Annotated in this window: 26 protein-coding genes and 4 tRNA genes; 9 read left to right on the top strand and 21 right to left on the bottom strand. The window is 71.1% G+C overall.

Annotated features, from left to right (window positions below; all coding sequences use genetic code 11):
• Positions 1-43 precede the first annotated feature (43 nt).
• The 8 genes from rplL to OCT49_RS21025 form a co-directional block, all read right to left on the bottom strand.
• Entirely contained in the window at positions 44-430 is a 387-nt protein-coding gene (gene rplL, locus OCT49_RS21060; protein WP_283853406.1) for a 50S ribosomal protein L7/L12, read from the bottom strand.
• A gap of 111 nt (positions 431-541) precedes the next feature.
• Positions 542-1,072, bottom strand: a complete 531-nt coding sequence (rplJ, locus tag OCT49_RS21055) for a 50S ribosomal protein L10 (RefSeq protein ID WP_283853405.1) — start codon at positions 1,070-1,072, stop codon at positions 542-544.
• Positions 1,073-1,348: 276 nt separating this feature from the next.
• A complete protein-coding gene (locus OCT49_RS21050) occupies positions 1,349-2,260 on the bottom strand; it encodes an SCO4651 family lipoprotein (protein WP_283853404.1) in 912 nt (303 codons plus the stop codon).
• A 162-nt stretch (positions 2,261-2,422) separates the two neighbouring features.
• Positions 2,423-3,145, bottom strand: a complete 723-nt coding sequence (rplA, locus tag OCT49_RS21045) for a 50S ribosomal protein L1 (RefSeq protein ID WP_148838688.1) — start codon at positions 3,143-3,145, stop codon at positions 2,423-2,425.
• Positions 3,146-3,225: 80 nt separating this feature from the next.
• Positions 3,226-3,660: a 50S ribosomal protein L11 gene (gene rplK, locus OCT49_RS21040; RefSeq protein ID WP_006126872.1), complete on the bottom strand. Its 435-nt coding sequence runs from the start codon at positions 3,658-3,660 to the stop codon at positions 3,226-3,228.
• Between the two features lie 177 nt (positions 3,661-3,837).
• The gene (gene nusG, locus OCT49_RS21035; RefSeq protein ID WP_283853403.1) at positions 3,838-4,689 is read right to left on the bottom strand and encodes a transcription termination/antitermination protein NusG; all 852 of its coding nucleotides are present in this window, start codon (positions 4,687-4,689) and stop codon (positions 3,838-3,840) included.
• Positions 4,690-4,763: 74 nt separating this feature from the next.
• Positions 4,764-5,051 (bottom strand): preprotein translocase subunit SecE, encoded by a 288-nt coding sequence (secE, locus tag OCT49_RS21030; protein WP_283853402.1) that lies wholly within the window; start codon positions 5,049-5,051, stop codon positions 4,764-4,766.
• 106 nt (positions 5,052-5,157) lie between these two features.
• Positions 5,158-5,230 (bottom strand) — tRNA-Trp (locus OCT49_RS21025).
• Between the two features lie 213 nt (positions 5,231-5,443).
• Here OCT49_RS21025 and OCT49_RS21020 point away from each other — a divergent pair.
• Entirely contained in the window at positions 5,444-6,670 is a 1,227-nt protein-coding gene (locus tag OCT49_RS21020; RefSeq protein ID WP_283853401.1) for a pyridoxal phosphate-dependent aminotransferase, read from the top strand.
• 122 nt (positions 6,671-6,792) lie between these two features.
• The gene (locus OCT49_RS21015) at positions 6,793-7,815 is read left to right on the top strand and encodes an adenosine deaminase (protein WP_283853400.1); all 1,023 of its coding nucleotides are present in this window, start codon (positions 6,793-6,795) and stop codon (positions 7,813-7,815) included.
• 67 nt (positions 7,816-7,882) lie between these two features.
• Here OCT49_RS21015 and OCT49_RS21010 read toward each other — a convergent pair whose 3' ends face one another.
• Positions 7,883-8,488 carry a TetR/AcrR family transcriptional regulator gene (locus tag OCT49_RS21010; protein WP_283853399.1) on the bottom strand — a complete coding sequence of 202 codons (606 nt, stop codon included), beginning with the start codon at positions 8,486-8,488 and terminating at the stop codon, positions 7,883-7,885.
• Between the two features lie 85 nt (positions 8,489-8,573).
• Between OCT49_RS21010 and OCT49_RS21005 the strand changes: the two genes are divergently transcribed.
• On the top strand, positions 8,574-9,209 hold the full coding sequence (locus OCT49_RS21005) for an NAD(P)-dependent oxidoreductase (protein ID WP_283853398.1): 636 nt from the start codon (positions 8,574-8,576) through the stop codon (positions 9,207-9,209).
• A gap of 124 nt (positions 9,210-9,333) precedes the next feature.
• Here OCT49_RS21005 and OCT49_RS21000 read toward each other — a convergent pair whose 3' ends face one another.
• The 6 genes from OCT49_RS21000 to OCT49_RS20975 all read right to left on the bottom strand — a co-directional run bounded on the left by OCT49_RS21000 (position 9,334) and on the right by OCT49_RS20975 (position 12,038).
• On the bottom strand, positions 9,334-10,389 hold the full coding sequence (locus tag OCT49_RS21000) for a UDP-N-acetylmuramate dehydrogenase (RefSeq protein ID WP_283853397.1): 1,056 nt from the start codon (positions 10,387-10,389) through the stop codon (positions 9,334-9,336).
• A gap of 200 nt (positions 10,390-10,589) precedes the next feature.
• Positions 10,590-11,018: a MaoC family dehydratase gene (locus OCT49_RS20995; RefSeq protein ID WP_283853396.1), complete on the bottom strand. Its 429-nt coding sequence runs from the start codon at positions 11,016-11,018 to the stop codon at positions 10,590-10,592.
• Complete coding sequence (locus OCT49_RS20990) at positions 11,018-11,470, bottom strand: MaoC family dehydratase N-terminal domain-containing protein (protein ID WP_283853395.1); 453 nt, start codon at positions 11,468-11,470, stop codon at positions 11,018-11,020. The genes OCT49_RS20995 and OCT49_RS20990 overlap by 1 nt, the downstream gene beginning before the upstream one ends.
• 121 nt (positions 11,471-11,591) lie before the next feature.
• Positions 11,592-11,756 carry a 50S ribosomal protein L33 gene (gene rpmG / locus OCT49_RS20985; protein ID WP_003956487.1) on the bottom strand — a complete coding sequence of 55 codons (165 nt, stop codon included), beginning with the start codon at positions 11,754-11,756 and terminating at the stop codon, positions 11,592-11,594.
• 89 nt (positions 11,757-11,845) lie between these two features.
• Positions 11,846-11,918: transfer RNA gene (locus OCT49_RS20980), tRNA-Met, on the bottom strand.
• A gap of 47 nt (positions 11,919-11,965) precedes the next feature.
• Positions 11,966-12,038: transfer RNA gene (locus tag OCT49_RS20975), tRNA-Thr, on the bottom strand.
• 337 nt (positions 12,039-12,375) lie between these two features.
• Between OCT49_RS20975 and OCT49_RS20970 the strand changes: the two genes are divergently transcribed.
• Together OCT49_RS20970 and OCT49_RS20965 are read left to right on the top strand one after the other, a co-directional pair.
• Positions 12,376-13,665: an amidohydrolase family protein gene (locus OCT49_RS20970; RefSeq protein ID WP_283853394.1), complete on the top strand. Its 1,290-nt coding sequence runs from the start codon at positions 12,376-12,378 to the stop codon at positions 13,663-13,665.
• Positions 13,666-13,699: 34 nt separating this feature from the next.
• A complete protein-coding gene (locus tag OCT49_RS20965) occupies positions 13,700-14,356 on the top strand; it encodes an SDR family oxidoreductase (RefSeq protein ID WP_283853393.1) in 657 nt (218 codons plus the stop codon).
• Between the two features lie 130 nt (positions 14,357-14,486).
• Here OCT49_RS20965 and OCT49_RS20960 read toward each other — a convergent pair whose 3' ends face one another.
• Both OCT49_RS20960 and OCT49_RS20955 read right to left on the bottom strand, forming a co-directional pair.
• Positions 14,487-14,936, bottom strand: coding sequence for a 2-thiouracil desulfurase family protein (locus OCT49_RS20960; protein WP_283853392.1), 450 nt, complete (start codon positions 14,934-14,936; stop codon positions 14,487-14,489).
• Positions 14,937-15,022: 86 nt separating this feature from the next.
• Positions 15,023-15,104: transfer RNA gene (locus OCT49_RS20955), tRNA-Tyr, on the bottom strand.
• A 216-nt stretch (positions 15,105-15,320) separates the two neighbouring features.
• On the opposite strand from OCT49_RS20955, the gene OCT49_RS20950 reads away from it, so the two are divergent.
• The 4 genes from OCT49_RS20950 (at position 15,321) to OCT49_RS20935 (ending at position 17,926) form a co-directional block, all read left to right on the top strand.
• Positions 15,321-15,809 (top strand): YajQ family cyclic di-GMP-binding protein, encoded by a 489-nt coding sequence (locus OCT49_RS20950; RefSeq protein WP_283853391.1) that lies wholly within the window; start codon positions 15,321-15,323, stop codon positions 15,807-15,809.
• A 206-nt stretch (positions 15,810-16,015) separates the two neighbouring features.
• Entirely contained in the window at positions 16,016-16,519 is a 504-nt protein-coding gene (locus tag OCT49_RS20945; RefSeq protein WP_283853390.1) for a methylated-DNA--[protein]-cysteine S-methyltransferase, read from the top strand.
• A gap of 1 nt (position 16,520) precedes the next feature.
• Positions 16,521-17,183, top strand: a complete 663-nt coding sequence (locus tag OCT49_RS20940; protein WP_283853389.1) for an alpha-ketoglutarate-dependent dioxygenase AlkB family protein — start codon at positions 16,521-16,523, stop codon at positions 17,181-17,183.
• A 341-nt stretch (positions 17,184-17,524) separates the two neighbouring features.
• Positions 17,525-17,926: a YccF domain-containing protein gene (locus tag OCT49_RS20935; RefSeq protein WP_283853388.1), complete on the top strand. Its 402-nt coding sequence runs from the start codon at positions 17,525-17,527 to the stop codon at positions 17,924-17,926.
• Positions 17,927-17,992: 66 nt separating this feature from the next.
• Here the strand turns inward: OCT49_RS20935 and htpX are convergent, their stop codons facing one another.
• The 4 genes from htpX to OCT49_RS20915 all read right to left on the bottom strand — a co-directional run bounded on the left by htpX (position 17,993) and on the right by OCT49_RS20915 (position 22,936).
• Positions 17,993-18,856 (bottom strand): zinc metalloprotease HtpX, encoded by an 864-nt coding sequence (gene htpX / locus OCT49_RS20930; RefSeq protein WP_283853387.1) that lies wholly within the window; start codon positions 18,854-18,856, stop codon positions 17,993-17,995.
• Positions 18,857-19,128: 272 nt separating this feature from the next.
• Positions 19,129-19,587: a large conductance mechanosensitive channel protein MscL gene (gene mscL, locus OCT49_RS20925; protein WP_283853386.1), complete on the bottom strand. Its 459-nt coding sequence runs from the start codon at positions 19,585-19,587 to the stop codon at positions 19,129-19,131.
• A gap of 125 nt (positions 19,588-19,712) precedes the next feature.
• A complete protein-coding gene (locus OCT49_RS20920; RefSeq protein ID WP_283855885.1) occupies positions 19,713-21,278 on the bottom strand; it encodes an NADH-quinone oxidoreductase subunit N in 1,566 nt (521 codons plus the stop codon).
• 110 nt (positions 21,279-21,388) lie between these two features.
• Entirely contained in the window at positions 21,389-22,936 is a 1,548-nt protein-coding gene (locus OCT49_RS20915; RefSeq protein WP_283855884.1) for a complex I subunit 4 family protein, read from the bottom strand.
• Positions 22,937-22,956: the final 20 nt, after the last annotated feature.

Genomic DNA, 22,956 nt, shown 5'->3' with positions numbered 1-22,956 from the left:
CGTGCGGCACGGGGCGCCAGGAGGAGTCAGAGGACTCCCTGAGTCACTTGACCTCGACGGAAGCGCCGGCGGCCTTGAGGGACTCGGCAGCCTTCTCGGCGGCCTCCTTGGCAACCTTCTCGAGGACCGGCTTCGGGGTGCCGTCGACGAGGTCCTTGGCCTCCTTCAGACCCAGCGAGGTCAGCTCACGCACGACCTTGATGACCTGGATCTTCTTCTCGCCGGCGCCGGTGAGGATGACGTCGAACTCGTCCTTCTCCTCGACGGCGGCGGCCTCGCCACCAGCGGCGCCACCGGCGGCGGCAACGGCGACCGGGGCAGCGGCGGTGACCTCGAACTTCTCCTCGAAGGCCTTCACGAACGCGGCGAGCTCGATGAGGGTCATCTCTTCGAACTGCGCGAGCAGGTCGTCCTGGGACAGCTTCGCCATGATGGCGTCCTTCCACTAATTCGGCTGGTGCCGGATGTACATGTAGGCGGGCGTACGTTCGGCCCGCTGCGACCGCCGCCCGGATGGGCTGCGATCAATGCGCGAGCCGAATTACTCGGCACCGCCCTGCTCGGCCTGCTTGGCACGAAGCGCCTCCGCGGTGCGGACGAACTTCGAGGGAAGCGCCTGGAAGAGCGCGGCAGCCTGGGACTGCTTGCCCTTCATGGCGCCCGCCAGCTTGGCGAGCAGAACCTCGCGGGACTCGAGGTCCGCGAGCTTCTTGATCTCATCGGCGGACAGCGCCTTGCCGTCAAGGACACCGCCCTTGATGACGAGGTTGGGGTTCTCCTTGGCGAAGTCACGAAGACCCTTCGCCGACTCCACCGGGTCACCGGTGACGAAGGCAACCGCCGTCGGACCCGTGAACAGGTCGTCGAGCGCGTCGATCCCGGCCTCGTTGGCCGCAATCTTGGTCAGCGTGTTCTTCACCACGGCGTACTGGGCGTTCTCACCGAGCGAACGGCGCAGCTGCTTGAGCTGAGCCACGGTGAGACCCCGGTACTCGGTCAGCACGGCGGCGTTCGAGCTGCGGAACTGGTCCGTCAGCTCGGCCACCGCGGCAGCCTTGTCGGGCCTTGCCATGAGCGTCGGCCTCCTTCCGGGTGATGAGGACCGCTCAGAAGGGGCCGGGAAAGACGAAACGCCCCGGCGCAGGCGCCAGGGCGTAGCTCGACCGAACGTCATCCGGGAGCTTTCCACAGTCACCTGCGCAGGTCGCCCGTACTCAACGGATCCTTCGGTTGCCATCTCCCTCTTGCGAGGGCACGGCAACGACCAGCGGTCTTTGGCTTCTGCAGAAGGTTACGCGACCGGGGTCGCGTCGAGCAAATCCGTCCCTCCGCGGGTGGTCCGGGAGGTTCAGGAGGCGCCGCCGGCGGCTCCCTGCTGCTGCTTCAGGAGCTCCTTGAAGTCGACCGTGTCGGAGGCCGCGGGCATCTCGACCGAGGCGTCGACGCCGTAATCGCTGTAGTACACCGTGGAGTTGAGCTCCCCGGTCTTCATCTGGCCGCGTTCGGTCTTCTTGACCAGGAGGTCGTTCTTGTCGACCCAGATGTCGACCTGCTCCGTGGTGATGCCGGCGTCGCTCAGCTGCTTCTTCAGCTGGGCGAGCTGGTCGGCGTCGAGCTCGGAGTTCTTCGCGGTCAGCTCGGCGACGTCGACCGTGCCCGAGTAGTGCGTGGTGGGGACACCGCGCACGTCCTCCTCGCCGACCTTCTTCACGTCACCGGAGGCCAGCAGCGACTTCACGCCCTGGTCGGGGGTGGTGTTCTCCATCTGCTGCTTCATCGCCTCGCCGGAGGCGCCCGCCATCTCGGCGATGTCGGCGTAGCTGTAGTTGATCCAGTGCTTGCCGCCGCTCTGCCGGGCGAAGGCGTCGCCCATGTTCACGACGTAGCCGTTCTTGAAGTACCGGGCCTGCATCGTGCCGTTGCCGCCGGACTGCTTGATGGCGTCCGCCATGGTGCCGCCGGTGTACGTGATCTCCATGGCGCCGGTGAGGCCGTCGGACCAGTCGATGGAACCGGTCTGCTTCATGGACATGGTGGTGCCCATCTGCGTGGTGCCCTCGACCTTGGCCGAGCTCTGCCCCTGGGTCTTCTTCTGGACGTCGAGCAGCGCGGCTATGGGGTCGGCCTTCGTCACGCCGCTGCTGCGGTCCGTGCCCTTGGCGCCCTTGTCGCCGTCGGACCCGCTGCAGGCCGCGACCGACGTCAGCGCCGCCGCCACCGCCACCGACAGGCACACGCGTCGTACGGTATTGGTCCTCATGTCAGCTTCCACCCCTCGTTCGGCTCTGTCGGGGGCTCACGCTAACGCACGGGTCCGACAGCGCCCTTCGGTACGTGCATACGAAGACGGACCCCGCACCTCGAAAGGTTGCGGGGTCCGTCGATGTCACACGTGACACGGCGTGCTGTCGAGCGCGAGGGCTCAGACGGCGGCCGGGTCCTCCTCGACGAGGAGGTTACGGGTGCGGTTGGCGTCCAGCGGGATGCCGGGGCCCATCGTGGTGGTCAGGGCGGCCTTCTTGATGTAGCGGCCCTTGGCGGCGGACGGCTTCAGACGGAGGACTTCCTCCAGCGCCGCCGCGTAGTTCTCCACCAGCTTGGTGTCGTCGAACGAGACCTTGCCGATGATGAAGTGCAGGTTCGAGTGCTTGTCGACGCGGAACTCGATCTTGCCGCCCTTGATGTCGGTGACGGCCTTGGCGACGTCGGGGGTGACGGTGCCGGTCTTCGGGTTCGGCATCAGACCACGCGGACCGAGCACGCGGCCGAGGCGGCCGACCTTGCCCATGAGGTCCGGGGTCGCGACGACGGCGTCGAAGTCCAGACGGCCCTTCGCCACCTCGTCGATGAGCTCGTCGGCGCCGACGATGTCGGCGCCCGCGGCTTCCGCGGCCGCAGCACGGTCACCGGTCGCGAAGACCAGGACCCGGGCGGTCTTGCCGGTGCCGTGCGGGAGGTTCACGGTGCCACGGACCATCTGGTCGGCCTTGCGGGGGTCGACACCCAGACGGAAGGCGACCTCGACAGTGCCGTCGAACTTCGTGGTCGCGGTCTCCTTGGCGAGGCGGACGGCCTCGAGCGGGGCGTAGAGGCGCTCCCGGTCGACCTTGGCGTCCGCAGCCCGGAGGTTCTTGCTGCGCTTCACTTCTGCTCCTGTGGTTTCAGGTGTGGAGTCGTGGTGCGGGCCAGCGCTTGGCCCTACCACTGAGGACGTGCGGGGCTGATTCAGCCTTCGACCGTGATGCCCATGGAACGGGCGGTGCCAGCGATGATCTTCGACGCGGCGTCGAGGTCGTTGGCGTTCAGGTCGGGGAGCTTCGTCGTGGCGATCTCGCGGACCTGGGCAGCCGTCAGCTTGGCGACCTTGGTCTTGTGCGGCTCGCCGGAGCCCTTCTCCACGCCCGCGGCCTTGAGGATCAGCTTGGCGGCCGGCGGAGTCTTGGTGACGAAGGTGAAGGAACGGTCTTCGTAGACCGTGATCTCCACCGGCACGACCATGCCGCGCTGCGACTCGGTCGCGGCGTTGTAGGCCTTGCAGAACTCCATGATGTTGACGCCGTGCTGGCCGAGCGCGGGGCCGACCGGCGGGGCCGGGTTGGCGGCGCCGGCGTTGATCTGGAGCTTGATAAGCCCCGTGACCTTCTTCTTCTTGGGAGGCATTGCTCTCTCCGGGTCCTAGTGAGAGTGTTTCGCCGCCGTCCGGTCATCCGGATGGAGGCATACCGCACAACGATAACGGGTATGGCTGCGCGTCCAAAAACCGAGCAGGTCAGACGGGCTTCTCAGCCGGTCTGACCTGCTCGGTAGGCATGTGCCCAGAAACTGCCGCCGGTGGCGTCAGTTCTTCTGGATCTGGTCGAAGCTGAGCTCCACCGGGGTCTCGCGGCCGAAGATCTCGACGAGGCCCTTGACCTTCTTCGAGTCGGCGTTGATCTCGTTGATCGTCGCCTGCAGCGTGGCGAACGGGCCGTCGGTGACGGTGACCGAGTCGCCGACCTCGAAGTCGAGCACCTGGACCTCGACCTTGCGGGCCGGAGCCGGCTTGCCCTCGGCCTCGGCGGCCTCGCGGGCGGCCTTCTCCTCGGCCTCCGGGGCGAGCATCTTGACGATCTCGTCCAGGGTCAGCGGGTAGGGGTCGTAGGCGTTGCCCACGAAGCCGGTGACGCCGGGGGTGTTGCGGACGACGCCCCAGGACTCGTTCGTCAGATCCATGCGCACCAGGACGTAGCCCGGGAGCTTGTTCTGGCGGACGTTCTTGCGCTCGCCGTTCTTGATCTGGACGATCTCTTCCTCGGGCACTTCGGCCTGGTAGATGAACTCCTCGACGTTGAGCGAGACGGCGCGCTGCTCCAGGTTGGCCTTCACGCGCTTCTCGTACCCGGCGTACGTGTGGATGACGTACCACTCGCCGGGAAGGCCGCGCAGCTCCTCGCGCAGGGCCGCGACGGCGTCGACGGGGGCGGCCGGCTCGGCCTCCTCCGCCTCGTCCTCGTCGCCCTCGGTCTCCGCCTCGTCGTCCTCGGTGTGCAGGGCTGCCTGCTCGGCGGGCTCGCCCGCGGCGGCGTCGGCAGCCTCGGCCTGGTCCGGCTCCTCGGCGTCCGCCGCCTCGACGATGTCGAGCTCGTCCTCGGCGGACTCGAAGGCGCCCGCCGTCGGCTCGACGGCGTCGTTCAGGTTCGGGTCAGACACGGTGGCTGCTTCTTCCTGGATACAAATGGGTGGAACATGCGAAAGGGGCGCCCTGAGAGGCGCCCTCCGCGGGATCAGCCGAAGACGTACTTCATGACCCGCTGGAAACCGAAGTCAACCACGGTGACCAGACCGATCATGACGACGACGAAAATAATCACCACTGTGGTGTACGTCGTCAGCTGGCTCCGGGTGGGCCAGACGACCTTGCGCAGCTCGGCGATGATTTGGCGGTAGAACAGCGCGAGGCGGCCCAGGGGGCCCTTCTTTCCGCGCTTCCCGCCCTTCCGGGTCTTCTTCTTCGACTCGGGTACTTCGTCCTCGGCATCAGGCATGTCGATGGAGCCCACGGCGTCCGTCACGCTTCTCACCTGATTCCGGGTCATGGCCGTGCCGCGCCCGGTGGAGCCGCACGGCGGTGCATTGAAGTACGTACATGCGCACACATCCTGGCGAAGGAGTGTGTAGCAGGGCCGGAGGGACTTGAACCCCCAACCGCTGGTTTTGGAGACCAGTGCTCTACCAATTGAGCTACGACCCTTTGTGGTTTCCACCAACCTACCGCATCTCCCCGGACGACCCGAGTGCAGGAACGGTGCGGCTGGTGAAGGCCAACGACAGGTGAGTGTACGTGCTCAGCGGCCCGGCGTCGAACAGATAGCTCCGGGCGGCTCACGAGCGGGGCCCGTCCGCATGCTGTCCGGTCCCTGAAACCCGTGTGCCGCCCGGGATCGGGGTCTGGGACCATGGGGCCATGAGCGCTGCAACTTCTCCCTCCGAGCGCCGGGTCTCCGCCCGCATCGGTGCGATCTCCGAATCCGCCACCCTCGCCGTCGACGCCAAGGCCAAGGCCCTCAAGGCCGCCGGTCGTCCGGTGATCGGCTTCGGCGCCGGCGAACCCGACTTCCCGACCCCCGACTACATCGTCGAGGCCGCCGTCGAGGCCTGCCGCAACCCGAAGTACCACCGCTACACCCCGGCGGGAGGGCTCCCGGAGCTCAAGGCCGCCATCGCGGAGAAGACGCTGCGCGACTCCGGTTACGAGGTCGACGCCTCCCAGATCCTGGTGACCAACGGCGGCAAGCAGGCCATCTACGAGGCGTTCGCCGCGATCCTCGACCCGGGCGACGAGGTCATCGTCCCGGCCCCGTACTGGACCACCTACCCCGAGTCGATCCGCCTCGCGGGCGGCGTCCCGGTGGAGGTCGTGGCTGACGAGACGACCGGCTACCGCGTCTCGGTGGAGCAGCTGGAGGCGGCGCGCACGGAGCGGACCAAGGTCGTCCTGTTCGTCTCCCCGTCCAACCCGACCGGCGCCGTGTACAGCGAGGCCGACGCCGAGGCGATCGGCCGCTGGGCCGTCGAGCACGGCCTGTGGGTGCTGACCGACGAGATCTACGAGCACCTGGTCTACGGGGACGCGAAGTTCACCTCGCTGCCCGCGATCGTGCCCGAGCTGCGCGACAAGTGCATCGTGGTCAACGGTGTCGCCAAGACGTACGCGATGACCGGCTGGCGGGTGGGCTGGGTCATCGGCCCGAAGGACGTCGTCAAGGCCGCGACCAACCTCCAGTCGCACGCCACGTCCAACGTCTCCAACGTGGCCCAGGTCGCCGCACTGGCCGCCGTCTCCGGGAACCTGGACGCGGTCGCCGAGATGCGCACCGCCTTCGACCGGCGCCGGCGGACCATCGTCCGGATGCTCAACGAGATCGACGGCGTGCTGTGCCCGGAGCCCGAGGGAGCGTTCTACGCGTACCCGTCGGTGAAGGGGCTGCTCGGCAGGGAGATCCGCGGAAGGCGCCCGGCCACCTCGGTCGAGCTGGCCGCGCTGATCCTGGACGAGGCCGAGGTCGCGGTCGTGCCGGGCGAGGCCTTCGGCACGCCGGGGTACCTGCGCCTCTCGTACGCCCTGGGCGACGACGACCTCGTCGAGGGCGTCTCCCGGATCCAGAAGCTGCTGGCGGAGGCCAAGGCGTAGGCGTTCCCGGGAACTCATGGGCGACCCCCGGCCCCGGCCGGGGGTCGCTCGTTTGTTCCGACTTCACCCCCGATTGCCGAAGCGGCTACCGGAGCACCCCGCGCATGCGGCAAGATCCGGGGATGGAGCGTGATGTACGGCTGTTGCCCAAGGCCCACCTGCACTTGCATTTCACCGGGTCGATGCGGCCCACCACCCTGCTCGAACTCGCCGACAAGTACGGCGTGCACCTGCCGGATGCGCTGACCGGCGGCGAGCCGCCCAAGCTGCGGGCCACGGACGAACGCGGCTGGTTCCGCTTCCAGCGGCTCTACGACATCGCCCGCTCCTGTCTGAGGGAGCCCGACGACATCCGGCGGCTGGTGCGCGAGGCCGCCCAGGAGGACGTCGCGGACGGCTCCGGCTGGCTGGAGATCCAGGTCGACCCCACCTCGTACGCCCCGCTGCTGGGCGGGCTGATCCCGGCCATCGAGATCATCCTGGACGCGGTGGACTCCGCGTCGCGCGAGACGGGGCTGCCGATCCGGGTGGTGATCGCGGCGAACCGGATGAAGCACCCGCTGGACGCCCGGACGCTCGCCCGGCTCGCGGTGCGGTACGCCGACCGGGGCGTGGTCGGGTTCGGGCTCTCCAACGACGAGCGCCGCGGGATGGCCCGGGACTTCGACCGGGCCTTCGCCATCGCCCGCGAGGGCGGTCTGCTGGCGGCCCCGCACGGCGGCGAGCTGTCCGGCCCCTCCAGCGTGCGGGACTGCCTGGACGACCTCGACGCGGCCCGGATCGGGCACGGGGTGCGGGCCGCCGAGGACCCGCGGCTGCTGCGCAGGCTGGCGGAGCGCGGGGTGACCTGCGAGGTCTGCCCGTCGTCGAACGTGGCGCTCGGCGTCTACGACAAGCCCGCCGACGTCCCCCTGCGCACGCTGTTCGAGGCCGGGGTGCCGATGGCGCTGGGCGCGGACGACCCGCTGCTCTTCGGTTCCCGGCTGGCCGCGCAGTACGACCTCGTGCGGCACCACCACGCGTTCACGGACGAGGAACTGGCGGAGCTGGCCCGGCAGTCGGTGCGCGGGTCCGCCGCCCCGGCCGCGGTGCGGACGGAACTCCTGGCGGGCATCGACGCCTGGCTGGCGAAGCCCACGGGCTGAGGTCCCGGCCCCGGGGCCGCCCGGCCGGAAAGGGGCCGCCCGGCCGGAGCGGGGCGGTGCTTCCCGCCTACGCCCCGACGCCGCGCATCAGCACCCGGGCCAGGGAGGCGGCGAACTCGTCGAGGGGCTGCGGGGGTTCCCCGCCCGCCAGGGCGTCGTAGGCGAACGCCCGCTGCGCGCAGGCCCCGATCAGCAGCGACGCGGCCGCGTACGTGTCCGCATCGGCCCGCACCCGTCCGGCGGCCTGTTCGGAGCGCAGATACGCGTCCAGGCCCCGGATGGGCATGTGCGGGCCGGTACCGAGCTCCCGCATCGCCTCGTGGTGGCGTTCCTTGAGCCGGGGGTCGGCGTACAGCGAGGCGGCGATCGGGAAGCTCTGCTCGTAGAAGAGGGCGGCCTGGCGGGCGATCTCGGTGAGGTTCTCCTCGACGCTCCGCTCCCCCGCCCCCGGGGAGACCAGGAGCTGCTTCAGCAGCGGGTTGAGCCGGGGCAGCCGCTCCTTGAGCACGGTCACGAACAGCTCCTCCTTGCTCGTGAAGTGCTTGTAGAGCGCGGCCTCCGAACAGCCGGCCGCGCGGGCGATCTCCTTGGTCGTGGCGCGGGCCAGGCCGATGGTGAGCATCAGCCGGTGGGCGGCGTCGACGATCCGGGCGCGGGTCGGCTTCTGCTCCATGTGCGCTCCCGAGGCTTGACGAGGTGGTGAGTGTCCACTCACTCTAGAGGTAAGTGAATACTTACTCACCTTGGGAGAGTGCGCAATGAGGATCACGGTGTTCGGCGCGACGGGCGGTGTGGGGCAGGAAATCGTGCGCCAGGCAGTGGCGGCGGGGCACGAGGTGACGGCGGTGGTCCGTGATCCGGCGGGCCTGCCCGTGCCGCTCTCCGACGTCCAGGTGTGCGCGGTGGCGCGGCTGGACGATCCGGAGGCGCTGCGCGAGGCGGTCGCGGGCCGGGACGCGGTGTTCTCCGCCCTCGGGTCGCGCACCCGGAAGGCGGACGGCGTCGCCGAGCGGCTCACCGGTTCGGTGCTGGCGGCGATGGAGGCGGCGGGGACGCGGCGGCTGCTGGTGGTCAGCGCGTCCCCGGTCGGCCCCTCGCCGGCCGACGACCCGCTGCTGGACCGGCTGATCCGCAAGGGGGTCGGGGCGGTCCTGAGGGAGGTCTACGCGGATCTGGCGCTGATGGAGGCCGCGCTGGCCCGCAGCGCGACGGACTGGACGTCGGTGCGGCCGCCGAAGCTGACCGACGGGCCGCTCACCGGGAGGTACCGCACGGTCGTCGGCGGCTTCCCGCGCAGCGGCCGGACGCTCTCCCGGGCCGACGTGGCGCACGCGATGCTGGCGCTGAGCGACGACCCGGCGACGGTGAAGCAGGGCGTGGGAGTGGCGTACTGAGCCGGCACGGCGGATGGCCCGAAGCCCCGGGAGCGGCACGGCGCGAAGCCCGGGAGCTGCGCGGTGGGCGGCGGGCCCGCCACGGCCCGTGGGGCCGAGGGGCCGGTTGCAGGCGCTCAGCCGGTCACAGGCTCACGCCGACCGTCACGGGCTCGTTGACGAGCGTGACGCCGAACGCCTCGTGGACCCCGGCGACGACCTCGCGGGCGAGCGCGAGGAGGTCCTCGGTGGTCGCCTCGCCGCGGTTGGTGAGGGCGAGGGTGTGCTTGGTGGAGATGCGGGCCGGGCCCGTGCCGTATCCCTTGGTGAAACCGGCCCGGTCGATGAGCCAGGCCGCGGAGGTCTTGACGCGTCCCCCGTCCGCGGGGAAGGCGGGGGGCGTCACGTCGGGGCCGAGCCGGTCCTCGACGCGGGCGAGGAACGCCTCGTACTCGGCCTGTTCCAGAATCGGGTTGGTGAAGAAGGAGCCGGCCGACCAGGTGTCGTGGTCCTCGGGGTCCAGCACCATGCCCTTGCCGGCGCGGAGTCCGAGCACCGTCTCGCGGGCGGCCGCGGCGGGCACCCGGTCACCCTGTTCGACGCCCATGGCGCGGGCCGTCTCGGCGTACCGCAGCGGTGCGGACAGCCCGCCCGCGTCCTCCAGCCCGAACCGGACCCGCAGCACCACGAAGCGGTCGGGATCGGCCTTGAAACGGCTGTGCCGGTAGGAGAACGCGCAGTCGGCGTTCGGGATGGTGACCGTCTCGCCGGTGCGGCGGTCGTGGGCGACGACCTCCGTGATGGTGGCGGAGACCTCCTGCCCGTAGGCGCCGACGTTCTGGATCGGCGTCGCCCCCGCGGAGCCGGGGATGCCCGCCAGGCACTCGATGCCCGCGAGGCCGGCCTCGACGGTGCGGGCCACGGCGTCGCTCCAGACCTCGCCCGCGGCCAGCTCCAGGGTCGTGCCGTCCAGGGCGAAGCCCTTGGTCGCGATGCGCAGGGCGGTGCCCTCGAAGCCCTTGTCCCCGATGACCAGGTTGCTGCCGCCGCCGATGATCAGGAGCGGGGTACCGGCGTCGTCGGCCTCGCGCACGGCTTCGATCACCTCGGCGTCGGTCGTCGCCGTGATCAGGCGGGTGGCCGGACCGCCGAGCCGGAAGGTGGTCAGGGGGGCGAGGGGGGCGTCATGGAGTTCCTGCACGGGGACAAGAGTACGGTCCGGTGCCCCGCCGCTCGGGCGGGGCACCGGACCGTACCCGGGGGGAACGCGGCTCGGGCGACGGCCGGGAGGGGCCTCCCGGCCGCCCCGGGCCCCGGTGCCGGGGCACTGCGACGGCGCGGGAGCGACGGAGGCGGGGGCGGCGTCCGACGCCACCACCGCCTCCGTCGCGCGGTGCGGCCTCAGGCGAGCTGCACCACGGCGCGGGACATGCCCAGCACCTTCTTGTCCTCGCTCGTCACCGTCAGGTCCACCCGCACCCGCCGGTCGTCCAGCAGGGCGGCGACCTTGGCGCCGACCTCGATCAGGGCGCCCTCGTCGTCGTTCGGCACGACGACCGGCTTGGTGAACCGCACCCCGTACTCGACGACCGCGCCCGGGTCGCCGGCCCAGTCCGTGACCACCCGGATCGCCTCGGCCATGGTGAACATGCCGTGCGCGATGACGTCCGGCAGGCCGACCTCACGGGCGAACTTCTCGTTCCAGTGGATCGGGTTGAAGTCGCCGGAGGCACCCGCGTACTTCACCAGCGTCGCCCGGGTCACCGGGAAGGACTGCGCCGGCAGCTCCGTACCGACCTCGACCGACTCGTATGCGACCTTCGCCGTCATCACGCCTCCTCGGCGGCACGCGCCACCAGCTTCGTCCACGCGGTCACGACGTGCTCGCCGGACTCGTCGTGGACCTCGCCGCGGACGTCCAGGATGTCGTTGCCCGCCATGGACTTGATGGCCTCGATCGTCGAGGTGACCGTCAGCCGGTCCCCCGCCCGCACGGGGCGCGTGTAGGCGAACTTCTGGTCGCCGTGCACCACCCGGCTGTAGTCCAGGCCCAGCTGCGGGTCGTGGATCACCTGACCGGCGGCCTTGAAGGTGATGGAGAAGACGAACGTCGGCGGCGCGATCACATCGCTGTGGCCGAGCTCCTTGGCGGCCTCGGGGTCGACGTACACCGGATTCGTGTCGCCGACCGCCTCGGCGAACTCGCGGATCTTCTCCCGGCCGACCTCGTAGGGCGGGGTGGGCGGATAGGTCCGCCCGACGAAGGACTGGTCGAGCGCCATGGGCTCGCTACCTCCTGGTGAAAGATGAACAGGCCGAAGTACAGCCTTCATACGAAGTACAGCCTTCATACAACGACACGAGGCCGCCCCCTGAGGGGGCGGCCTCGTGTACGAGCCTGATTCAGCGCGTTTCGCGGTGCGCGGTGTGCGAGTTGCAGCGCGGGCAGTGCTTCTTCATCTCAAGACGGTCCGGGTTGTTGCGCCGGTTCTTCTTGGTGATGTAGTTCCGCTCCTTGCACTCCACGCAGGCCAGCGTGATCTTCGGGCGGACGTCGGTGGCAGCCACGTGAGTGCTCCTTGGACGGACGGATGGACGGATGAACGCAAAGAAGAGTAGCCGATCGAAGGACCGACCCCACAATCGGCTACCGTAAGTAGCGGTGACCGGACTTGAACCGGTGACACAGCGATTATGAGCCGCTTGCTCTACCGACTGAGCTACACCGCTTTGATGAAACAGGTCCCCTCGCCGAAGCGAGGATTCCCGATCACCAGAGCCCCAATGCGGAATCGAACCGCAGACCTTCTCCTTACCATGGAGACGCTCTACCGACTGAGCTATTGGGGCGAGCGATGAAGACATTACACGGTCTTTCGCCGATCGCCCAAATCCGTATCCGGGCCCCCGCCGGAGCCCTTGATCGACGTCCCGCCGATCCCCCGCCGATCCGTTGTCGGCCCCTCTCGGATTCCGCGGCCGCCGGTCCCCGTACCGCCCCGGCAGCGCCGTGAGCAGCGCCTCCGCCGCCCCGCGGCGCACGCCCTCCCCGGCCGTGCACCGGCGCCCCAAGTACCCCTGCGGCCACACCGGTACGACTATTTCGCTCCTCCTCGAACCGGACCGAACACGCCCCTAGGCTCGACTCACTCTGCGTGATCTTGTCCCCATATTTCTCAGGAGCGCGATGCCCGACAGCCAGCCGTGGCAGCCGGACGACCACCCCGCCGACGCGGCCGACGACACCGACCCCGCGGCCGGGACCGGCACCCTGGTGCTCTGCGGGGCCCGCCTCACCGACGGACGCGTCGTGGACGTACGGCTCGGCGGCAGCCGCATCGAGGCCGTCGGCACCGCGGGCAGCCTGACCGTGTCCGGTCCATGCCTGGATCTGCGCGGCTACCTGCTGCTCCCCGCCCCCGCCGAACCCCACGCCCACAGCGACACCGCGCTCACCGCCGCCGGGGCGGGCCCCGGCGGCCCCGGACCGGTGTCGCACCGCCCCGAGGACATCCGGCGCCGCGCCACCGAGGCCGCCCTCCTCCAGCTCGCCCACGGCGCGACCGCGCTGCGCTCGCACGTACGGATCGGGGACGTCCGGGGCCTCACCTCCTTCGAGGCCGTCCTGCAGGCCCGCCGCTCGCTGCGCGGGCTCACCGACCTGACCCCGGTGGCCGTGCCCCGGCTGCTCACCGGCCTCGCGGGCGCCGACAACCTCGCCCTGCTGCACGATGCGGTGCGGATGGGGGCCGGGGCGGTCGGCGGCTGCCCCGACCTCGATCCCGACCCCGCCGGGTACACCGAGGCCGTCCTGGGGATCGCCGCCGAGCAGGGCTGCCCCGTCGACCTGCACACGGACGGCGAGGACCCCGCCCGGCTCGGCCGGCTCGCCGCCATGGCCGGCGGGCTGCGGCCCGGCGTCTCCATCGGCCCGTGCGCGGGCATCTCCCGGCTTCCCGCGCACGCCGCGGCCCGGGTCGCCGACCAGCTGGCCGCGGCCGGTGTGACGGTGATCTGCCTCCCCCAGGGCGGCTGTTGCGGGGTGGAGGGGTCGGGCACCGCGCCGGTGCGGCTGCTGCGCGCGGCCGGGGTGCGGGTCGCGGCGGGCGGCGGGGCGCTGCGCGACGTCGCGAACCCCGTGGGGCGCGGCGACCCGCTGGAGGCCGCCTACCTGCTGGCCTCGCAGTACGGGCTGCGGGCCGGCGAGGCGTACGGAGCGGTGTCCTCGGTCGCACGGAAGGCGATGGGGCTGCCCGAGGTCAGGGTCGAGGCGGGTTTCCCGGCCGAGCTGGTCGCCGTGCGCGGGGAGGAGCTCTCCGGGGTGCTCTCGCTCGCCTACAGCCGGATCGTGGTGCACCGCGGCCGGGTGGTGGCGCGGACGAGCGCGGTGCGCGAGTACTGCGACTCGGAGGCCGTCGTCGCCCTCGATCTGCCCCGCCAGGGAAGATCCGATCCCGGCCCCTGCGGCGGGCCCTGAGCACGGTCGGCCGGTGCGGCGTACGGTCGGGAGCATGCGCATTGTCATCGCAGGTGGACATGGTCAGGTCGCGCTGCGGCTGGAGCGGCTGCTCGCCGCGCGCGGGGACGAGGCCGTGGGCGTCATCCGCAGTCCGGAGCAGGTCGGGGACCTGCGGGCGGCGGGTGCCGAGCCGGTCGTGCTGGATCTCGAATCGGCCTCCGTGGAGGAGACCGCGCAGGTGCTGCGGGGTGCCGACGCGGCGGTCTTCGCGGCGGGCGCGGGCCCGAACAGCGGCGCGGAACGCAAGGGGACGGTGGACCGCGGGGCGGCGGTGCTGTTCGCGGACGCGGCGGTGCTGGCGGGCGTACGGCGGTTCCTCGTGGTCTCGGCGATGGGCGCCGACCCCGATCATCCGGGCGACGAGGTCTTCGACGTGTACCTGCGGGCGAAGGGCGCGGCGGACGCGTACGTGCGCTCCCGGGAAGCGCTCGAGTGGACGATCCTGCGCCCCGGCATGCTGACGAACGACGCGGGCACGGGGCTGGTCCTGCTGACCGCCTCGACCGGGCGCGGCCCGGTGCCGCGCGACGACGTGGCGGCGGCGCTGCTGGAGCTGCTGGACACCCCGGCGACGGCGGGGCTGACGCTGGAGCTCATCTCGGGGAACGTGCCGGTGTCGGTCGCGGTGAAGGACATCGCGGGGAACTGACCGCCGGGACCGGGCGGTGACGGCCGACCGGGGCCGCGCCCCGTGGTTCCTGTAGTTCCTGTGCTTCCCGGTCCTTTTGGGCCGCCGGTCCCGGGTACAGGGCTTTGCGGCCCGGTTCAGTCGCGCCGGTTCAGTCGCCCGGGGCCGGGCGGACCGTGATGCCGTGGCGTTCCAGCAGGGCGACGGTGACGCCGTCGCCCTCGCGGAGCGTGCCCGTGAACGTGCCGTCGTAGAGCGTTCCGCACCCGCAGGACGGGCTGCGGGGCATCAGCAGCGCCTCCGTGCAGCCGGCCCGGCGCGCGGCCTCCAGGGCGCGTTCGGCACCGTCCACGAACTGCGCCGTCACGTCCTGTCCGGTGTCGTCGACGACGCGGGCGCGGCCGTCGAGCACGTCGTGGCCGTCGCCGCCGACGATCTCCGCGGGACGGCGCGGGGTGGACAGTCCGGCGGCGACCTCGGGACAGAAGGCGACGGGACGGCGGCCGGCGAGCACCTCGGCCACCGCTCCGGACGCCCTGCCCCGGCCGTCGTAGCGGCAGGGCACGCCGCGCAGACAGGCGCTGACCAGTACGGGTTCCATGTCCACGCCCTTCGTGGTCCGCCCCTTCGCGGGGGCTCGCGGGGAAACGAAGAAGGCCCCTGTCCTGGGACAGGGGCCTTGTTCCGTGGCGGCGCCAGGATTCGAACCTGGGAAGGCGAAGCCGGCAGATTTACAGTCTGCTCCCTTTGGCCACTCGGGCACACCGCCGGGAATTGCTGCCGTGAGAACCGTTTTTCGCGGTGCTCCCTGGCAACGACGTAAACGATACCTGATGCCCAGGGGTGCTACGCCACCGGATTGATCAGCGGTCCGATCGGGCGCGGGTGGCTAGGCTTTGAGCGGCGGGGCCGGGCGGACAGGCCCGCCGCCGCCGCTGTTTGTGCACCCCGTTTCCAGCACCCCCGATACAAGGAGCCACACGTCATGGCCGACTCCAGTTTCGACATCGTCTCGAAGGTCGAGCGGCAGGAGGTCGACAACGCCCTCAACCAGGCCTCCAAGGAGATCTCGCAGCGCTACGACTTCAAGGGCACCGACGCCTCGATCTCCTGGTCCGGCGAGAAGATCCTGATGCAGGCGAACGGCGAGGAGCGGGTCAAGGCGATCCTCGACATCTTCCAGTCCAAGCTGATCAAGCGCGGCATCTCGCTGAAGTCGCTGGACGCCGGTGAGCCGCAGTTGTCCGGCAAGGAGTACAAGATCTTCGCCACGATCGAGGAGGGCATCTCCCAGGAGAACGCCAAGAAGGTCGCGAAGACCATCCGCGACGAGGGCCCGAAGGGCGTCAAGGCGCAGGTCCAGGGCGACGAGCTGCGGGTCAGCTCGAAGAGCCGGGACGACCTGCAGGCCGTGCAGGCGCTGCTGAAGGGCAAGGACTTCGACTTCGCGATCCAGTTCGTGAACTACCGCTAGTCCGCGCGGTTCACCGGTTCGTCCGTGCCGTCGTCCGGGGCCGGGGTGGGGCCGTCCGCGGCTCCACCCTCCCGCCGGGACGCGATGTCCGAATACCGCCGGTCCCGGCGCGGCGGGCGACGCAGACTGGGGCGTGCCGGAGGGCGGCCGGGCCGAACGGCGACCCGGCCGGGCCCCGGCCCGAGGGGCGAGGAGAGGGACGAGCCATGACCATGTACGCGACGGTCGACAGCCCGCTGGGCGAACTGCTGCTGGTCGGCGAGGAGACCGCGGACGGCGGGATCGCGCTCGCCTCGCTCTCGCTGCCCGGCCAGAAGGGCGCGGCGGTCGTCGAGGAGGGCTGGGTCCACGCGCCGGACGCCTTCGCCGGGATCGCCGCGCAGCTGCGCGAGTACTTCGAGGGGCGGCTGACCCGCTTCGACATGGTGTACGCGGACGGCGCGGGCACCGACTTCCAGCGCCGGGTGTGGGCCGCGCTGGACACCGTCCCGTACGGGGAGACGGTGTCGTACGGGCAGATCGCCGAGCGGGTCGGCGCTTCCGGCGCGGGTGTCCGGGCCGTGGGGACGGCGATCGGGCGCAATCCGCTGCTGGTGGTCCGGCCCTGCCACCGGGTGATCGGTGCCGACGGGGCGCTGCGGGGCTACGCGGCGGGCGTGGAACGCAAGGAGCGGCTCCTGGGGCTGGAAGGCGCCCTGGCGGTGCGCTGAGGTGTCCGGGCTCTTCCCGCGTCCGCGGACCGTCGTCGCACCGGGGGCCGTGCACGTACCGGAGTGGCTCCCGCCGGAACGCCGTCGGCAGCTGGTGGCGGCCTGCCGGGAGTGGGCGCGCGGTCCGGTGCCGCTGCGGCATCCGGTGCTGCCGGGCGGCGGGGTGATGTCGGTGCGGACGGTCTGCGTGGGCCGGCACTGGCAGCCGTACCGGTATGCGCGCACGGCCGACGACGTGAACGGCGCGCGGGTGGCCGAGTTCCCCGACTGGCTGGCGGAGCTGGGCCGGGAGGCGCTGGTGGCGGCGTACGGGGACGGGGACGGGAGCCCCGTGGAGACGTACGCGCCGGACACCGCGATCGTCAACTTCTACGACGGCGCGGCGCGGATGGGCATGCACCAGGACAAGGACGAGCGGTCGGGCGCCCCGGTGGTGTCGCTCAGCATCGGTGACACCTGTGTCTTCCGCTTCGGGAACACGGAGAACCGCGGGCGCCCCTACCGGGACGTGGAGCTGGCCTCCGGCGACCTGTTCGTCTTCGGCGGGCCGTCGCGCTTCGCGTTCCACGGCGTGCCGAAGGTCTTTCCGGGGACGGCCGGTCCCGAGTCGGGGATGAGGCGCGGCCGGCTCAATCTGACCCTGCGCGAGACCGGCCTGGACTGAACCGGATCGTGCCGGGCAGGGGCGCCCTTGTCCGGACCGTGCCGGTCGGGGCCGGTCGGACGGGGGCGGCGGGGCTTGGTGATCATTCGGACGGGGCGGCGGGGCTTGGTGATCATGGGGTCGTACGGTCGTGGCAACCGTACGGCCCCGGAGTGCGTCTTGCCCCGGACGCCGTTTCGTCGCGGCGTGCGGGCCAGGGGGCCGGGAAGGCCGGGGCCGGGGTCGTCCTCCAGTGCGTCCGGGCGCTCCGCGGCTCTGTTCCGGTTCCCGTCGTCCGCGCCCGGGACCGATACTGACGATGCACAGCGACGACGGGCAACACCCGTGGAAGGCGAGTGACCATGAAGCTCCTGCAGCTGATCCTGAACATCCTGTGGGTGGTGTTCTGCGGATTCTGGATGGCCCTCGGGTACCTGGTCGCCGCGATCATCTGCTTCGTGCTGATCGTGACGATCCCGTTCGGCATCGCGTCCCTGCGCCTCGCGGGCTACGTGCTGTGGCCGTTCGGGCGGACGACCGTGGAGCGGCCCGACGCGGGTGCGCCCTCCTGCGTCGGCAACGTGATCTGGCTCGTCTTCGCCGGGTGGTGGCTGGCGCTGGGGCACCTGCTCACCAGCATCCCGCTGTTCGTGTCGATCATCGGCATCCCCTTCGGCTGGGCGAACCTGAAGCTGATCCCCATCTCGCTCATGCCGCTGGGCCGTGAGGTGGTCCCGAGCGACCAGCCCTTCGGGGCCCGGTAAGGACCTTCCCGCCACCGCCCGTGATGGTGTTCGGCCGCTGCCCCCGGGGGCAGCGGCCGAACACCATCACGGGCGGTGGCCCGCCATTTGTTCCAGTCTGGCGATCCGCTCCGCCATCGGCGGGTGGGTCGAGAACAGCTTGGACATGCCCTGTCCGGGCCGGAACGGGTTCGCGATCATCATGTGGCTCGCGGTCTCGATCCGCGGCTCCGGGGGCAGCGGGAGCCGCTTCGTGCCCGCGTCGAGCTTCCGGAGGGCACCGGCCAGGGCGAGCGGGTCGCCGGTCAGCTGGGCCCCGGAGGCGTCCGCCTCGTACTCCCGGGAGCGGCTGACGGCGAGCTGGATGACGGAGGCGGCGACCGGGCCGAGGATCATGATCAGCAGCGTGCCGAGGAAACCGGGGCCCTCGTTGTCGTTGGACCGGCCCGCCGGGATCAGCCAGGCGAAGTTGACCAGGAACATGACGACGGAGGCCAGCGCCCCGGCGACGGACGAGATCAGGATGTCGCGGTTGTAGACGTGGCTCAGCTCGTGGCCGAGCACCCCGCGCAGCTCCCGCTCGTCCAGGATCTGCAGGATGCCCTCGGTGCAGCAGACCGCCGCGTTGCGCGGGTTGCGGCCGGTGGCGAAGGCGTTGGGGGCCTGCGTCGGGGAGATGTAGAGCCGGGGCATGGGCTGCCGGGCGGCCGTGGACAGCTCCCGGACCATGCGGTAGAGCTGTGGGGCCTCGAATTCGCTGACGGGCCGGGCCCGCATGGCCCTGAGCGCCAGCTTGTCGCTGTTCCAGTACGCGTAGGCGTTGGTGCCGACGGCCACGAGGACCGCGACGATCAGACCCGTACGTCCGAAGAAGCTCCCGATGACGATGATGAGGGCGGACAGGCCCCCCAGGAGTACGGCGGTTCTCAGCCCGTTGTGCCGGCGGTGCACGGTACGCCCTCCAAGTGGTGCGGCAGGGGAACCCTTTGCTCGGTGGTCTCCACTCCCCCAGTGGAGCCTCCCGTACAGGTCAACGCCAGGCGGGAGGAGCTGGTTCCCCGGCTCCGCGCTGCCGCGGGGCGGGGCCGGTGCGGCGCTCACGGCCCGGAGAGGGCGATGGGCCGTACGGGTCGGCTGACCGCGCGTACGCCCTCCGGCACCGGGACACCCGGCACCGGGCGGTGTGGTCCGGTGCCGGGTGTCCCGGTGCCGGAGGGGGTGGCTCAGCGCTGGGCGGGGAGTCCGGCGGCCGCGAGGGCCTCGGGCTCCGGCGTGACCTCGCTGGTGCAGTGGGCGCAGCGGGAGGCGATGGCCGGGATCTCGGTGTAGCAGCGGGGGCAGTCGCGCAGGGCGGCCTTGATGTCGGCCTTCTCCTCCGCCTTGGTGAAGCGGTTCTGGACCTTCGTCATGGGGACGACGACGCCGAAGTAGAGCACCGCCGCGGTGATCAGGAACGCGATGGCGGCGGCCAGGAACTTCCCGTAAGGGAAGATGGCGCCCTCGACCGAGAACTGGGCCGAGCTGAAGTCGCCGACGGACCCGGTGGCGAGGCCGATCAGCGGGGTGATGAAGGCCGTGCTGAACCCGGTGACCACTGCGGTGAACGCCGCTCCGACGGCCAGACCGATGGCCATGGAGATGATGTTTCCGCGCAGGATGAAGTCCTTGAACCCGTTCAGCACTGCTCTTGCTCCTCTTGGAATGGCTCTGGTGGGGGGATGTGCGGGCAAGACCATGCCCTGTATGAGCCTTTCGGGGCAAACCGATCTTCAGTAATTCGGAAGAGTCGGGTGCGTGCGGGAGAGCGTCAGAAGAGGCTGCCGGCGGCGAACCTGAGAACGGTCTGCGGGACGCCGGAGAGCACGATGCCGGCCACGGCGGTGAGGGCGATCGCCGCGGTGAGGGAGGCCGGGACGCGGTGCTCGGCGGAGGTGGGGGCGGGGGCGGTCGCCGGGGTCGTGGTCACGGGTTCCGGGGCCTCCTCCCCGGCCTCCCCGGGGACGCCCTCCGGGGAGCGGAAGAGCGTCGCGGTCCACTGGAGGTAGTAGTAGAGCGCGATCACGACGTTGACGGCCATGACGACGGCGAGCCAGCCGAGTCCGGCGTCCACCGCCGCGGAGAAGACCGTGACCTTGGCGAAGAGGCCGATGATGCCGGGCGGCAGGCCGGCCAGGCAGAGCAGGAAGAAGGCCATCGCCAGGGCGGCGAGCGGGCGGGTGGCGTACAGGCCGCGGTGGTCGGTGATCCGGTTGCCGGGGTTCGTACGGGAGACGAGGGCGGCCACCGCGAAGGCGCCGAGGTTCACGACGGCGTACATGAGGGCGTACGCGACGGTGGAGCCGATGTGCTCGTCGCTGGAGTACCCGGCCGCGGCGATCGGCACCAGGAGGTAGCCGGCCTGGGCGACGGACGACCAGGCGAGCAGCCGTACGGCGCTGCGGGCGCGGCCGGCGTCCTGACGCAGGGCGGCGACGTTGCCGACCGTCATCGTGAGCGCGGCGAGGACGGCGAGGGCCGGTCCCCAGACGTCGGCGTACGCCGGGAACGCGATCACGGTGACGAGGACGAGGCCGGAGAAGCCGACCGCCTTGCCGACGACCGAGAGGTACGCGGCGATCGGCAGGGGGGCGCCGACGTAGGTGTCGGGGACCCAGAAGTGGAAGGGCGCGGCGGCCGTCTTGAACGCGAAGCCGACCAGGGTGAGGGCGACGCCCGCCCCGGCGAGGGTGGTGAGCCGGCCGGGCACGTCGTCGAGCCGGGCGGCGATCTCGGTGAGGTGCAGGGTGCCGGTGGTCGCGTACACGAAGCTGACGCCGAGCAGCATGACGGCGGTCGCGACGACGGAGGAGAGGAAGAACTTCAGCGCGGCCTCGGAGGAGCGCCGGTCGCCGCGCTTGATGCCGACGAGGGCGAAGGCGGGCAGCGAGGCGACTTCGAGGGCGATGACGAGGGTGGCGAGGTCGCGGGCGGCGGGCAGGAGGGCGGCGCCGGCCGCGGAGGACAGCAGCAGGAACCAGAACTCGCCCGCCGGGAGCCTGCGGGTGTCACCGGCCGAGAGCAGGGCGGTGAGCAGGGCGCCGCCGAGCACGAGGGCCTGGATGACCAGGGCGAAGTGGTCGGCGGTGTAGCTGCACGCGGTGCCGCCCGTCGCGGCGGCGGCCTCGGTGAGGCAGAAGGTGGAGCGGTCGCCGGCGCGCAGCGGGACGAGGAGGGCGAGTGCGGCGACGAGCCCGGTGATGGTCAGCGGGCCGAGGAGCGGCTTGCGTTCCTCGGGCAGGAACAGGTCGGTGACCAGGACGATCAGGGCGAAGGCCGCCACGACGACGGGGGGCGCGATGGCGAGCCAGTCGACGGACTGGACGAGGCCGGTCACGCCCTCGGCCGCGGTGGTGACGAGGTCGGGGGTGCTCCCGGCCGCGGTGGTGAGGACGTCCGGGGTGACGGCGTCCGAGGTGACGAGGTCCGGTGTGAGGACGGCTGCGGTCACGACTTGCCTCCTGCGAGGAGCTTCTGCACGGCCGGGTCGGTGAGGCCGAGGAGGACGGCGGGCCACAGACCGGCGAGGACGGTGAGCGCGACGAGCGGGGTCCAGGCGGCGAACTCGTACGCCTGGACGTCGGCGAGCCGCGGCTCCTCACGCTTCTCGCCCATGCAGACCCGGCGCACGACCATGAGCATGTACGCGGCGGTGAGCAGGGTGCCGAACGCGGCGATCGACATGAAGGTGAGGAAGGCCGGGCGGCTGAGCCCGTCGGCGGGGTCGAAGGAGCCGAACAGGGCGAGCATCTCGCCCCAGAACCCGGCGAGGCCCGGCAGTCCCAGGGAGGCGACGGCGGCGAAGGCGAGGAGGCCGCCGAGGCGGGGGGCCCGGCCGTAGAGGGCGGCTCCGGTGGCGCCGGAGAGGGTGTCGAGGTCGGCCGTGCCGTACCGGTCCTTGACCGCGCCGACCAGGAAGAACAGCAGGCCGGTGATGAGGCCGTGGGCGATGTTGGCGAAGAGCGCGCCGTTGACCCCGGTGGGTGTCATGCTCGCGATGCCGAGGAGCACGAAGCCCATGTGGCCGACGGAGGAGTACGCGATCAGCCGCTTGAGGTCGCCCTTCGAGCCGGGGCGGACCAGGGCCAGGCAGGCGAGCGATCCGTAGATGATGCCGACGACCGCGAAGGCGGCGAGGTAGGGCGCGAAGGTCCGCATGCCCTCGGGGGCGACGGGGAGCAGGATGCGGACGAATCCGTAGGTGCCCATCTTCAGCAGGACGCCGGCGAGGAGGACGGAGCCGACGGTCGGGGCGGCGGTGTGGGCGTCGGGCAGCCAGCTGTGCAGCGGCCACATCGGGGTCTTCACCGCGAGCCCGATGCCGATCGCCAGAACGGCGATGACCTGCACGGACGTGGTGAGCCCACGGCCGTTGTCAGTGGCGAGTGCCACCATGTCGAAGGTGCCGCTCTTCAGCCCGACGAGGAGCAGGCCCAGCAGCATGATCACCGAGCCGAGCAGTGTGTAGAGGATGAACTTCCAGGCCGCGGCCTGCTTCTGCGCACCGCCCCAGCGGGCGATGAGGAAGTACATCGGGATGAGCACCATCTCGAACGCCAGGAAGAACAGCATCAGGTCGAGGACGGCGAAGGTCGCGAGGGTGCCGGACTCCAGGACGAGGAGGAGCGCGACGAATGCCTTCGGGGAGGGGCCCGAGGGCATCTTGAAGTAGCTGTGGAGCGCGCAGAGGAAGGTCAGCAGCGCGGTCAGCACGAGAAGGGGGAGCGAGATGCCGTCGGTGCCGAGGTGGATGCGGACGTCGAGCGCCGGGATCCAGCTGATGTCGGTGGTGGCCTGCATCTTCGACGGGTGGCCGTGGTCGAAGCCCGCGGCGAGCAGGATCGCGGCGAGCAGGACGGCGCCGGTGACGGTGACGCCGTGGCGGAGCACGGCCTGGTCGGGGCCGGTGCCCTTCAGCCCGGGCGGGGCGGGCAGCAGGGCGGCCACGGCGCCGAGGAGCGGGGCGGCGACGATGAACGCGAGAAGGAACTGCATCACGGATTCGCTGATATCGA

Source organism: Streptomyces sp. ML-6 (assembly GCF_030116705.1).
Classification (GTDB): Bacteria; Actinomycetota; Actinomycetes; order Streptomycetales; family Streptomycetaceae; genus Streptomyces.
Note: the sequence above shows the minus strand (reverse complement) of the source record. Positions and strands in the feature narration are given on the sequence as shown.